This window comes from Chromobacterium sp. Beijing, assembly GCF_021496765.1.
Lineage (GTDB): Bacteria > Pseudomonadota > Gammaproteobacteria > Burkholderiales > Chromobacteriaceae > Chromobacterium.
Map to the genome: position 1 here is coordinate 2,637,909 of NZ_CP053750.1, position 11,945 is coordinate 2,649,853.

Annotated in this window: 10 protein-coding genes; 6 read left to right on the forward strand and 4 right to left on the reverse strand. The window is 66.5% G+C overall.

Annotated elements, in window-relative coordinates:
* The first annotated feature begins 56 nt into the window (after window positions 1-56).
* Entirely contained in the window at window positions 57-1,472 is a 1,416-nt protein-coding gene (gene sbcB, locus HQN78_RS12165) for an exodeoxyribonuclease I (protein WP_235089686.1), read from the forward strand.
* A 94-nt stretch (window positions 1,473-1,566) separates the two neighbouring features.
* Here the strand turns inward: sbcB and HQN78_RS12170 are convergent, their stop codons facing one another.
* Both HQN78_RS12170 and HQN78_RS12175 read right to left on the reverse strand, forming a co-directional pair.
* Complete coding sequence (locus HQN78_RS12170) at window positions 1,567-3,093, reverse strand: DMT family transporter (RefSeq protein WP_235089689.1); 1,527 nt, start codon at window positions 3,091-3,093, stop codon at window positions 1,567-1,569.
* A 233-nt stretch (window positions 3,094-3,326) separates the two neighbouring features.
* Window positions 3,327-5,135 carry a PAS domain-containing protein gene (locus tag HQN78_RS12175; protein ID WP_235089691.1) on the reverse strand — a complete coding sequence of 603 codons (1,809 nt, stop codon included), beginning with the start codon at window positions 5,133-5,135 and terminating at the stop codon, window positions 3,327-3,329.
* Between the two features lie 60 nt (window positions 5,136-5,195).
* Between HQN78_RS12175 and HQN78_RS12180 the strand changes: the two genes are divergently transcribed.
* The 5 genes from HQN78_RS12180 (at window position 5,196) to miaA (ending at window position 10,166) form a co-directional block, all read left to right on the forward strand.
* Entirely contained in the window at window positions 5,196-5,405 is a 210-nt protein-coding gene (locus HQN78_RS12180) for a hypothetical protein (RefSeq protein ID WP_235089695.1), read from the forward strand.
* Window positions 5,406-5,460: 55 nt separating this feature from the next.
* Window positions 5,461-6,930, forward strand: a complete 1,470-nt coding sequence (locus HQN78_RS12185; RefSeq protein ID WP_235089697.1) for an aldehyde dehydrogenase family protein — start codon at window positions 5,461-5,463, stop codon at window positions 6,928-6,930.
* A gap of 49 nt (window positions 6,931-6,979) precedes the next feature.
* The gene (betA, locus tag HQN78_RS12190) at window positions 6,980-8,689 is read left to right on the forward strand and encodes a choline dehydrogenase (protein ID WP_235089700.1); all 1,710 of its coding nucleotides are present in this window, start codon (window positions 6,980-6,982) and stop codon (window positions 8,687-8,689) included.
* A 23-nt stretch (window positions 8,690-8,712) separates the two neighbouring features.
* A complete protein-coding gene (locus HQN78_RS12195) occupies window positions 8,713-8,973 on the forward strand; it encodes a cyclic nucleotide-binding protein (protein ID WP_107798390.1) in 261 nt (86 codons plus the stop codon).
* 215 nt (window positions 8,974-9,188) lie between these two features.
* On the forward strand, window positions 9,189-10,166 hold the full coding sequence (miaA, locus tag HQN78_RS12200) for a tRNA (adenosine(37)-N6)-dimethylallyltransferase MiaA (protein ID WP_235089703.1): 978 nt from the start codon (window positions 9,189-9,191) through the stop codon (window positions 10,164-10,166).
* A gap of 4 nt (window positions 10,167-10,170) precedes the next feature.
* On the opposite strand, the gene HQN78_RS12205 is transcribed toward miaA, so the two are convergent.
* Together HQN78_RS12205 and HQN78_RS12210 are read right to left on the reverse strand one after the other, a co-directional pair.
* The gene (locus HQN78_RS12205; protein ID WP_235089705.1) at window positions 10,171-11,388 is read right to left on the reverse strand and encodes a M23 family metallopeptidase; all 1,218 of its coding nucleotides are present in this window, start codon (window positions 11,386-11,388) and stop codon (window positions 10,171-10,173) included.
* Between the two features lie 189 nt (window positions 11,389-11,577).
* Window positions 11,578-11,925 carry a RidA family protein gene (locus HQN78_RS12210; RefSeq protein ID WP_107798387.1) on the reverse strand — a complete coding sequence of 116 codons (348 nt, stop codon included), beginning with the start codon at window positions 11,923-11,925 and terminating at the stop codon, window positions 11,578-11,580.
* Window positions 11,926-11,945 lie beyond the last annotated feature (20 nt).

The following is an 11,945-nucleotide window of genomic DNA, read 5'->3' on the forward strand; positions in this document are numbered from 1 at the left end:
GCCCTGCCGCGCCATGGGTGCGACAATGCGGCCAACTTCACCGCATTGTTGCCGCCATGTCCAACCACAGCTTCTTCTGGCACGATTACGAAACCTTCGGCGCCGTGCCGCGCCAGGATCGCCCCTCGCAGTTCGCCGGCATCCGCACCGACGCCGAGCTGAATGAAATCGGCGAACCGGTCATGCTCTACGCCCGGCCCGCGCCCGATTACCTGCCGTCTCCGGTGGCCTGCCTGCTGACCGGCATCACCCCGCAATGGTGTTTGCAGCACGGCGTGGCCGAGCACGAATTCGCCGGCGTGATCGAACGCGAGCTGGCGACGCCGGGCACCATAGGCGTCGGCTACAACTCTATCCGCTTCGACGACGAAGTCACCCGCTTCCTGTTCTGGCGCAATCTGATGGACCCCTATGCGCGCGAATGGCAGAACCAATGCGGCCGCTGGGATCTGCTGGACCTGGTCCGCGCCACCTTCGCGCTGCGCCCGGACGGCATCCAATGGCCGCAGCACGAGGATGGACGCCCCAGCTTCAAACTGGAGCATTTGAGCGCCGCCAACGGCCTGGCGCACGAAGCCGCCCACGACGCCCTCTCCGACGTGCGCGCCACCATCGCGCTGGCGCGCCTGATCAAACAGCACCAGCCCAAGCTGTTCGACTTCTACCTGTCGCTGCGCAAGAAAGACGCGGTCAAGGTCCAGCTCAGCCTCCACGCGCCCAAACCCGTGTTGCACGTTTCCGGCATGTACGGCGCCGAGCGCGGCAATATGGCCGTGGTCTGGCCGCTGGCGGCCCACCCCTACAACGCCAACGAGGTGATTGTCTGGGACTTGGCCCAGGACCCCCGCGAACTGCAAGGCCTGGGCCCGGACGCCATCCGAGAGCGCTTGTACACCCGCAGTGAAGATTTGCCGGAAGGCGTGCAGCGTTTGCCGCTCAAAACCGTGCACATCAATAAATCGCCGTTCGTGGTCGCCAACCTCAAGGTGTTGAGCCCGGAGCGCGCCGCGCACTGGGGCGTGGACATGGAGCAGGTTCAGCGCCACGCCGACTACGCCGGCGCGCTGCCGGATCTGAGCCCGGTCTGGCGCAAGGTGTATAAGCGCGAAACCGGCGAGCCGCGCGACGTCGACGAAAATCTCTACGGCGGCTTCGTCTCCAACAACGATCGCAAAGTGCTGACCAAGCTGCGCCGCATGTCGGCCGACCAGTTGACCGGCGAGATGGCCTTCTTCGAAGACCCGCAGCTGGCCGAACTCTTGTTCCGCTACCGCGCGCGCAACTTCCCGCGCTCCCTGTCCGGCGAAGAGCAAGAACGCTGGCAGACATGGCGTCAAGCCAAGCTCAACGGCGGACCCGGCCGCGATGTCCGGCAATTCCGCCAGGAACTGGAGGAAGCCCGCGCCGGCGAGCTAAGCGAAAAAGCGCAAGACGTGCTGGCGCAGCTGGAAGCCTACGCCGCGCAACTGTAAAAAAGTCGGTTCAAAGCCTGAGAGCAAGGGCGGGACAAGCCCTTGCGGCGGAGAAAACGGAATGCGCGCGCGGCGCAGGGCCTGCCTTCAGCAGCTATAGCGTTCTCACATAACGCCTGGCGACGAACAAAGCCGCCAGGCTCAAACCCACAATCACAACCATCGCCAGCGTGGATGCGCCTTCATAACCCCAATAGTCGGACATGCCCTTCTCCTTCAAAAGCGGTTCAATGCCTGCCGCGCGTCGGCGAGATGGCCAGAACCGGGCCTTGAACCCGTCTTCGACATGCTCATGCGCCACGAGTACATTCCGCCTTCTAGCCGTTATCGTCTTGTCTCGCTCTTGCTCGCGAGGCTTTGCGCGGGCATCTAGACCAAACCGGTCTGCCGCATGCGCTCCAGCCCGAACTCGCTGACCCGATAATTGAACAGCAGGCGCGCGCCCTCCTCCTGCCAACGCTCGCATAAGGCCACCACCAGACCGCTGGCGCTCAAATCCGCCAGGCAGGCCCTCACCATGCCCAGCCAGTAGGCGTCTTCCGGTTTGTGGTACTCCCGGCAAATGCGCCGGGCCAGATCCACGTCCCACAAGCCCGGCTGCCTGGCCAAAGCCTGCAGGATAAAACCCTTGATGTGCACCTTCACGCCCTGCCCTCCACATTGCGCACCGCGCCGGGATGGCGCTCGCTGTCCGACACCATGACGAAGCCGCCAGAATCACCAGGGCCAAGCCGATCAGAAAATGCCACTCGGGAAAATTCAAAGTGAACGCGGCGGTGAACAAGGTGGCGAACAGCGCGTAGAAAGCGCCGATCGCCTGGCCGCGCCCAACGCCGATCAAGGGAAAGGATTTGTACCAGGCCACGGCGCAGAAAGCGAAACTGAGCCCGCCCACCGTCAGATAGAGCATAGGCCGCCACGACCACAGCTCGCCGGCCAGCGCATACACCGGCAAGGGCGTCAGCCAGGCCAGCGCCGGCAGAATCAGCAGCAGCCAATACAGGGCCTCGGCAAGATAGCGGATCGCCACCCCGCAATCGGGATCGGCCACATCCATCGCCCGTCCGACGATGGCGCCCTCCAGCCCCCAGCCCAGCGCCGCCAGCGCGCCGCCCAGATAGCCCAGCCAGCGCGCGTCGCCGTCGCCGCTCAGGTCCCCAAGCAGGCCCGGCGCGTAAATCGCCGCTCCGCCCAGCACGATGACCGCGATGCCCAGCGCCGCGCGCCGACCTATCCGCTCGCGGTACCACAAACGCGCCAAGGCCGCGCCCACCACCGGATACAACAGGCCCGCCACCGCGGCGAACACCGCGCCCACGTAACCCATCGCCAGATATGAGCCGAAATTGGCCATCAGGCCGCCCAAGACCGCGGCCAGGAAATACCACTTGGAAATGCCGCCGAAGCGCCATAGCGTGCGGAAGAAGTCGGCCAGCTTGCCCAAGGCCGCCAGCCACAACAATTGAAACGCCGCCACCAGGCAGGCGTGAAAGGCCGTCAACACCGCGGCCGCCATCAGAAACCACTCGGGCCGCCCCCGCGTCAGCCCGGCCAGCGGCGCCTCGTGCCACACCGCGGCGCCGGGCACATACCATGCGCCCCACAACACCGCCGCCCACAAGGCCCAGCCATAACCCCAGCGGGTTCGGCGGCGAAGATACCACTGTCTGTGCATGCTGTTCATAGCGCGTCAGCTCCTGTTGTCGGACGCCGCCCAAGCTTCCAGCGGCGCCTATTCTGGGTTCGAACGCAACAAGACGAAATCCATCTGCCTTGCCAGACGAGGGCCAAAAATTACCATAAGTTAATTTTTTCACCAACAGTCAATTAGTCCACACCCGGCCGCGGCCGAGATCAGCGCGCGCCCAAAGCGCCGATCAGGCGGCTGAGCGCGCCGTCGCTCCCGCGCTGCGCCACCAGCGACAAGACCAGCGGCAAAGTCTTGCCGCCCTCGCCGTGCCACGACACATCCAGCTGCGCGCGGCTGGAAATATTGAAAATCGCCTCCAGGCTGTCCAGCCATCCCTGCCGCGAGGCGATGCGCAAACCGTCCAGAAAGCGCTGCTCCGTCGTCTCCTCCAAAGCCTCGCCGAACAATAGCCGCGCGGCCTGCGGCGACAAGCGCAGCCGCCCGGCGCCCAGATCCCATTCCCAACTGGCCATGCCGATGGACTGCAGCGCCAATTCGCTGCGCAACCGGGCCTCCTCCTGCGCGCGGCGCGCCTCGCGCCGCGCGGCCACCTCCTCCACCGCGGCGATCAAATGCCAGGGCTCGCCGCTCACCGGGTGACGGCTCAGCGAGGCGCTGACGTTCACCCAGACATGGCCGCCCTGTTTGCGCAGCAAGCGTTTCTCCAGCGAAAAACTGGCGACCTCTCCGCTCAGCAGCTGATCCAGCCGCAGCAGATTGTCCTCCAGGTCGTCGGGGTGGGTCAGTTGCTGGAAGCTCATCCCCTCCATCTCCCACGGCGCGTAGCCCGTCATCTCGGCCAGACGGCGATTCACCTTGAGCCATCGACCATCCAGACCCAGATGCGCCAGGCCCAGCGCCGCCTGCTCGAAGACCTCGCGGAAACGCTCCTCGCTTTCGCTATAGGCCACCGCGGCTTGCCGGCTGTCGGTGACGTCCTGAGCCGCGCCTATCATGGCCTCGGCCCGCCCTTCCCCGTATAGAACCTCGCCCTCCTCGTGAATCTGGCGGCGGCGGCCGTCCGGCAGCAGGATGCTGTACTCCACGCAATAGGGCTGGCGCTCATCGATCGCCCGCCGGATGGCTCGATCGATGCGATCCCGGTCCTCCGGCGCCATCGCGGCGAAGTAACGCTCCATCGTCACCTTGAAGGCCTGCGGCTGCCAGCCGAAAATCCGGTAAGCCTCATCCGACCAGATGCAGTCGTCCTTGCGCACATCCCAGAACCAACTGCCCAAATGGGCAATTGACTGCGCCTTGTCCAGGATGGCCTGGTTCTGACGCAAGGCCTGCTCGGCCAGGCAACGCTGGGTGATGTCGAAACTGACGCCTATCATCTTCACCGGACGGCGGTCGGCGTCCAGCACACAAGTGGCGCGCGAGGCGATCCATCTCGTGTCGCCCGCCGGCCAGCGCACGCGGAACTCGGCCTCGTAAGCCGCGCCGGAGTTCAGGCACGCCTCCAGTTTGGCGCGCAAGGCCGGCGCGTCGGCCGGATCCAGCGCCAGCCAGAAATCGGACAGCAGGCGCACCGGGCGGCCAAACAAGTGCTCGGCGTTGGCGGAGTAAGCCACCGCGTCGCTCAGGATGTTCCACTCCCAGGTAACGATGCCGGACACCTTCTGCGCGAACTTCATCCGCGCTTCGCTTTCCATGATCTCCGCCAGATGCTTGCGGCGGATCTCGGTCAATTGCGCATCCGTCGTCGTCGCCGTCGCCAGATCCAGCACCGCCTGCTCGCCGTAGCGCAGCCAGATCCAGTTCACGCCCAGAAAATCCGCCAACACCCGCAGTTTGCGATATTCGATTTCCCCGCCGCGCGTCCATTTGTGCACGGCGGCGGACGATACGCCCAGGGCTTCCGCCACCTGTTTAAGCATGACGCGCTTGCGCCCCAGCACCTCCTTCAGGCGGGTGGCGAAGGTTTCATCCCCGGTGGGAACAAGGGTTTGGCTGACTTGATTTGACGACACGCAACTGGTCGCGGCGACGGCCGCGCCTCCTGGGTAATTGAATGCGAACACGGCGCGCCGATGCGCGCGCGCCACAGCCTGCGGCTGTCAGCCGGCCATGTTAACTCAGGCCGGAAAAATCCCGAAGCGAAGCAAAAGCCCGACAGCCAAGCAAGCCAGGCCGGCCTCCGGCCCGGCTTGAACCTCGCCAATATAGCCAAACTCAATACATCCATCATTACCATAGCCGATTACGGATTGCCGGCCGCGCCGAATCGACACTACAATTAAACCAAAGGTAAATTTATTTACCAATGGTTAATTTCATCTCTTGCGTGAGGCTGCCATGATCTCTACCCAGCTCTTCATCGATGGCCAATGGCGCGACGCCGCCAAGGGGCAAACCCGTCAGATTCTCAATCCCTGCGACGAAAACGAGATCGCGGTCGCCGCGGACGGCGGCCGCGCCGATGCGCAGGCCGCCATCGCCGCCGCCCGCGCGGCGTTCGATCACGGTCCCTGGCGGCTCGTCACCCAGCGCCAACGCAGCCGCCTGCTGCTGGACATCGCCCAACTGGTGGAGCGCGACAGCGAGCGCCTCGCCGAGCTGGAGACGCTGAACACCGGCAAAACCCTGAGCGAGAGCCGCACCGACATGGGCGACATCGCCGCCACCTTCCGCTATTTCGCCGGCCTGGTGGCCACCGAAAGCGGCCAGGTCAACCCGGCGCCCGAGCAGGTGATCAGCCGCACCCTGCACGAGCCGGTGGGCGTCTGCGGCCTGATCACCCCGTGGAACTACCCCTTGCTGCAAGCGGCCTGGAAGATCGCGCCGGCGCTGGGCGCCGGCAATTGCGTCGTGCTCAAGCCCAGCAGCCTGACCCCGCTCAGCAGCTGGCGCTTCACCCAGCTGCTGACCGAGCTGGATTTGCCGCCGGGCGTGTTCAACCTGGTCAGCGGCGGCGCCGAGGCCGGCGCCGAACTGGCGGAGCATCCCGACGTGGATCTGCTGTCCTTCACCGGCGGCGCTCAGGCGGGGGCCAGCATCATGCGCGCCGCCAGCGCCAACTTCAAACGCATCGGCCTGGAGCTGGGCGGCAAGAACCCCAACATCGTCTGCGCCGACGCCGACCTCGACGCCGCCGTCGACTACGCGCTGAACGCCGCCTTCTTCCACGCCGGCCAGGTCTGCTCGGCCGGTTCGCGGCTGCTGCTGCAAAACGAGATTCACGACGACTTCGTGAACCGGCTGGCGGAACGGCTGCCGCACATCGTCGTCGGCCCCGGCCAGCAGCCGGACACTCAGATGGGGCCGGTGCAGTCCGCCCAGCAGCACGACAAGATCCTGAGCCTGATCTCCGCCGGCGTGGAGGAAGGCGCCCGCCTGGTCTACGGCGGCGGCCGTCCGGACGGCGAACGCTATCGCAAAGGCTATTGGCTGCAGCCCACGCTGCTGGTCGACGTCCACGCCGACATGCGCATCGCCAAAGAGGAGATTTTCGGCCCGGTCATCACCGTGGAGCGCTTCCGCGATGAGGCCGAAGCGCTGCGCCTGGCCAACGACACACCCTACGGCCTGGCGGCGGCGGTATGGACGCGGGATCTGGCCCGCGCCAACCGCATGAGCCGCGCGCTGCGCTTCGGCACCGTCTGGGTCAACGACTACCACCCCTATTTCCCCGAAGCCCCCTGGGGCGGCTTCAAATCCAGCGGCATCGGCCGCGAGCTGTCGCGCATCGGTCTGGACGAGTACACCGAGCTCAAGCACAGCTACATCAATCTGGCGCCCAAGCCGATGGGGTGGTTTGGCGCCTGAGGGTCCATTCACCCGGTACCGCCTTCGTTCACCGATAAGGAGAATCAAGATGAGCACCACTCAGGAATTCGACTACATCATCGTCGGCGCCGGCTCCGCCGGCGGCGTGCTGGCGGCGCGGCTGAGCGAAGACAGCGGCGTCAAGGTGCTGCTGCTGGAGGCAGGCGGCCCGGACTGGCGTCTGGACTGGCGCACCCAGATGCCGGCGGCCCTCGCCTACCCCTTGCAAGGCCGCACCTATAACTGGGCCTATCTGACCGAACCTGAGCCGCATATGGGCGGACGCCGCATGGCCCAGGCGCGCGGCAAGGGCCTGGGCGGCTCCTCGCTGATCAACGGCATGGTCTATATCCGCGGCAACGCGCTGGACTACCAGGGCTGGGCCGAGTTGCCCGGGCTGGGCGACTGGAGCTACGCCGACTGCCTGCCCTATTTCCGCAAGGCGGAAAGCTACGACAAGGGCGCAAACGACTACCACGGCGGCGACGGGCCGCTGCACGTCACCACGCCCAAGGCCGGCATCAGCCCCTTGTTCGAAGCCTTCATCCAGGCCGGCGAACAAGCCGGCTACGCCCGCACCGACGATCTGAACGGCTATCGTCAGGAAGGCTTCGGCCCCATGGACCGCACCACCACCGCCCAGGGGCGGCGCTGCAGCGTGTCGCTGGCCTATCTGGACGCCGCTCGCGACCGCGCCAACTTCTCCGTGCGGACCCGCGCGCTGGCGGACCGCATCCTGTTCGACGGCGCGCGCGCCGTCGGCGTGCAATACCTGCAGGGCGGCCGCAGCCATCGCGTTCGCGCCCTGCGCGAAGTCATCGTCTGCAACGGCGCGATCGCCTCGCCGCAGTTGTTGCTGCGCTCCGGCGTCGGCGACGCCGCCGAACTCGGCCGACACGACATCGGCGTGGTCGCCCACCTGCCCGGCGTGGGCGCCAATCTGCAGGACCATCTGGAAATGTATCTGCAGTACGAATGCCTGCGTCCGGTGTCGCTATACCCGTCCTTGCGCTGGTGGAACAAGGCCCGCATCGGCGCTCAGTGGTATCTGAACGGCAGCGGCCCGGGCGCCAGCAATCACTTCGAGGCCGGCGGCTTCATCCGCAGCGACGAACGCTTCGCCTTCCCCAATCTGCAATACCACTTCCTGCCGCTGGCGGTGAATTACGACGGCAGCCACGCCGTCAAGATGCACGGCTTCCAATGCCACGTCGGCTCGATGCGCTCGCCCAGCGTCGGCCACGTCAAGCTGGCCAGCCGCGACCCGCACGACAAGCCGCTGCTGCAATTCAACTATATGGCGCACGACACCGACTGGCGGGAGTTCCGCGCCGCGGTGCGGCTGACGCGCGAGATCGTCGGCCAGCGCGCGCTTTCCGCCTTCCGCGGCCGGGAAATCCAGCCGGGCGACAAGGTCGCCAGCGACAGCGAGATCGACCGCTTCGTCAAAACCCACGCCGAAACCGCGCTGCATCCGTCCGGCACCTGCAAGATGGGCAGCGCCGCCGATCCGACGGCGGTGGTGGATCATCAGGGCCGCGTGCACGGCCTGACCGGCCTGCGCGTGGTGGACGCGTCCATCATGCCGCGCATCGTCACCGGCAATCTGAACGCGCCCACCATCATGATGGCGGAGAAGATCGCCGACCTGATCCGCCAACTGCCGCCGCTGCCGCGCTCGAACGCGCCGTTCTACCAGGCCGGCGGGGATCAAGACCCCGTCGCCGAAACGGCCGCGGCGCAAACCGCCCCCTTGTAAACGCCACGGCCCAAGGAGCCCATATGTACGACCTCATCGGCCTGATCGGCGTCATCAGCTATCTGGGCGCCTACTTGGGCAACCAGCTATTGGGCCTGCGCACCTCGGACCCTCGCTACTTCGCCTTGAACCTGATCGGGCCGGTCTGCATCCTGATTTCGCTGTCCAACCACTTCAACCTGGCGTCCTTCGTCAATCAGTGCATGTGGTTCCTGATCACCCTGGGCGGCTGGTGGCGCGCCAGCCGCCGCCGGGCGCTGCCGGCGCCCGAATCCGGGGCCTGAAAGCGTGTTTACCCTCTAGCGAGACCAGGCCTTGCGGCGGGAAAACCGGAAGCCACACATGGCGCACGGGCATTTTGCAGACGGTTCCAAGGCCCACGCCCACGCCATCCCGTCGACGCGCAGCCCATCGTCGACACCTTGCGTGTCCTGGGCGGCACTGTCCGCCCAGGGGCCGCTTATGCGACAATCCGTCGATTGAACCGCAAGACCCGCCCATGAACGATACCCCGCACGCCATCCTGCTGATGGGCCCCACCGCCTCCGGCAAAACCGGCCTGGCGCTGGAGCTGGCCCGCCATTTTCCGGTGGAGATCATCAGCGTGGACTCCGCGCTGGTCTATCGCGACATGGACATCGGCACCGCCAAGCCCAGCGCGGCGGAAATGGCGCAATGCCCGCACCATCTGATCGACATCATCAGCCCGCTGCAAAGCTATTCCGCCGCCCAGTTCCACGCCGACGCCAACCGGCTGATCCGCGAGATCAACGGCCGCGGCCGGCTGCCGCTGCTGGTGGGCGGCACCATGCTGTATTACAAGGCCTTGCTGGAGGGCTTGTCCGACCTGCCGCGCGCCGACGCGGCGCTGCGCGCTCAGCTGGACGCCGACGCGGCCCAGGCCGGCTGGCCGGCGATGCACGCGCGGCTGGCGCAACTGGACCCGGACACCGCCGCCCGCCTCAATCCCAATGATTCGCAGCGCATCCACCGCGCGCTGGAAGTCTGCCTGCTCAGCGGCGAGCCGATGTCGCGGCTGCTGGCACGCGGCAAGGAAGCCGCGGCGGATTTTCGCCTGCTGTCGCTGGGCCTGGTGCCGGCGGAGCGCGGCTGGCTGCACCAACGCATCGCGCAGCGTTTCGAACTGATGCTGGAACAGGATTTCCTGGCCGAAGTGCGGCGTTTGCGCGCCGCCTATCCGGCGCTGACGCTGGAGCTGCCGTCGATGCGCTGCGTCGGTTATCGCCAGGCCTGGGAATACCTGGACGGCGTCGGCGACGAGCAGACCTTCATCGACAAAGGCGTCGCCGCCACCCGCCAGCTGGCCAAGCGCCAGCTGACCTGGATGCGCAGCCTGGATCTGGTGCCGGTCAACGCCCAGCGGGACGGCCTGGCCGAACAGCTGGGCGCCGCCGTCGCCGCCTTCCAGGCCGACGAGCCCCTGCCCGCCGGCCTGCGTTTCGACGGCGTGTATTAATCGCTCACCAAGGCCGGCTGGCCGACGCGCACAGCGGCACCACCGGCCCGTTGCTGCCGGTGTCCAGGAAGCCGTCGCTGATCCAGTCGCCGCCGCGGGTGCGGTTCCACACATCGGTGCGGCCCCACACCCCCTCCACCGCCTCGGCGCGCACATGGCACTGCAAGGCGACGCTGTCGCCGCGGCTGACCGCGCCGGTGATGCCGGCGCTCAGGCTGGGCGCGCTGCGCAGGTTCACCCTTCCCTCGCCCTTCGCCGGCGTCGCCACGCCGCTGGCGCCGGCCGGCGCGCCTCCGCCGCCGTAATTGTTCAGCAGGCCGCCGACATTGACCCGCGTCCCGTTGCGCAAGGCATAGCCCTGATAGGCGCGGTTGCCGGCGAAGAACTGCCAGCCGCCGAACAGCTTGCCGTTCACCGGCTCGGCCCGGCCCTGATACAAGAGGGAGAAATGCACATGCGGGCCGGTGGTGCTGCCGCCGCACGGCAGGCCGTTGCCTATGGTGCCGAGATACGCGCCCGGATTGACCCGCGTCCCGTCCGCCAGCGTGTTCAGATTGATCATATGGTAGTAAGTGGACGAGAAGCCGTTGTCGTGCACCAGCTTGACCAGGCCGCTGCCGCCGCGCACGCAGCTCTTGTAGATCACCCCGGCCTGCGGCGCCAACACCCTGCCGTCGCCGCCGGCGAAGTCGATGGAATCGTAAGGCTGGCTTTCCCCGCTATAGCCGTGCGGGCCGCCGGTCATGCGCCAGGCCGCGCCTTGCCGCCACGGCAGGCCCAGACCGGTGGCGTTGGGCGCGAACGGCAAGCCCGGCCTGGCCGACTGGCTGCCCCAGGCGCGGCGCTCGTCCGCGTTGAGCCAATCGGCCGGCGCCAGGCTCAGCATCGCGGCGAAGCCCGGACTGCCTTCCAGTTCCAGCGTCCAGCCCTGCGCGTCGCGGCGCGCCAGGAACAGCCTGGACACCGGCACATGATCCATCGCCGCGATCGTGGTCATCGTCGGCAGCGGCTGGGTCACCGATCCCAGCACCCAGCCGCCGTCGGCGCTGTCGCGGTTGACCTCCACCAGCATGTCCAGCATCTCCCCCTTGGCCAGCGGCAGCATGGGCTGCAAGGCCTTGACCGCTGCCTGGCGCAATAAGGGGTCCGGCTGCTTCGATTCCGCCTGCGCGCCGCCGGCCAAGGCCGCCAATACGGCCATCATCAGAGCTGCTTGTTTCATTTCGGGCTCCATTCCTGGTTGGGAAAAACCAAAGCGACGCAATGCCAATAGCATTGCGCCGCAAACCATAGGGTTATAGAAAGCCCCATCCTTATTTCCTGCTGGCCTTTGGCTCAGCAGACAGCCGGCAAAAATCGATAAAAAAAGCCCACGTCGCAGGACGTGGGCGGTAGCGGCGGCGAGGCGATGTCAGCGCGCGGCCACCAGCTTGATTTCCACCTTCCAGGCCGGGTTGGCCAGTTTGGCCTCCACCGTGGCGCGCGCCGGCACATGGCCGGCCGGCACCCAGGCGTCCCAGGCGGCGTTCATCGCGTCGTAATCGGCCAGGCTGGCCAGGAAGATGGTGACGTCGACGATCTTGCTCTTGTCCGAATCCAGCTCCGCCAACAGCGCGTCGATCTGGCCCAGCACGTTTTCAGTTTGCGCCTTGGCGTCGGCCTCGGTGTTTTCCGGCACCTGGCCGGCCAGGAAGATCAGGCCGTTGGTGACCACGGCCTCTGCCAGACGCGCGCCCTGCTTGTGACGATAAATGCTCATGCGGATTCCCCTTGGGTGAG